This is a genomic window from Acetobacter sp. DmW_125128, assembly GCF_008704325.1.
Lineage (GTDB): Bacteria > Pseudomonadota > Alphaproteobacteria > Acetobacterales > Acetobacteraceae > Acetobacter > Acetobacter oryzifermentans.
The window spans coordinates 1-938 of sequence record NZ_VHOP01000093.1; the positions used below are offsets into that span (position 1 = coordinate 1).

Annotated in this window: 1 protein-coding gene; it reads right to left on the reverse strand. The window is 44.5% G+C overall.

Translation table 11 applies throughout. The features are described 5' to 3' along the window. Window positions 1-723: Hint domain-containing protein (locus FKW19_RS15900; protein WP_238706782.1), on the reverse strand; the 723-nt coding region annotated here is incomplete at its 3' end. Between the last annotated feature and the right edge of the window lie 215 nt (window positions 724-938).

Here is a 938-nt window from a genome sequence, read left to right on the forward strand (position 1 = left end):
CAGCATACGGACGGGCACAAAGCTGTCTTTGAAGAATAGGCAATGTTCGGCCGTGATCAGCATATCCTTGTAGGGAACGCCATCGGCGATGGCACCTTTCAGAATACGAACGGGCCAGCCTGCCTCATCGTCAGACAGTTCAGGCCGCACTGCCGCGCGAGTTTTACCAACCCAGACAACAGGGCGTGTAATGTTCTTGTTATTTCTCCAGTCAAAGGCAATAACTTCATCACCAATCTGAATATCTTCAACAGCCACATCACCATCCGGTGTACGAATCATGCTACCAACAAGAAAACAGACAACTCGGTACTCTCCATTGGATTCAAGGGTGGCAAGAACATTGAAATTGCTGGAATACTTGTGAGAGCCATCTGGATACGTACCGTGAGATAGATTGTTTTCTGTTAAATTGTAAATATCTCCAGTAATTGTTATTTGCGCAATTGTATTCCAATTATTATCCCTGACAGATATTATGGTTGTGTTTGTTGCTGTGCTATAAACGAGCCAGCTATTAAGAGGGGCGAGGACCGCACTAGAGCTTCCTTCGAATAATAAAGCATTTGTGTTGTTGTATCCAATATTCCCGGTCACCGTAATATTTACGGGATTTTCTTCAGATAGTTGTATAGTTACGGTCGCGCCCTGCCCGTCGAGACTCACCGTATCCGTTGATCCCGGAGCAACCGTTATTGATCCATGCTCTGGAACTGCCGTCATTATTTTACACTTTCATAGTCAACACTACACTCGCTATAAAATACAACTGTAGTGTTATTAGAGCCGTATAACGGCTTAAACTATTGCGGTAATTAAGCAGATTTTGCCGTTTTCTGATTGTCTACGATGTAAGGACCAGCAGCACGCACAGTGAGAGACAGAATGCCCATTTTGCCATTGGATAGATAATCACCCAATGGAAGTTCTGCGTTACC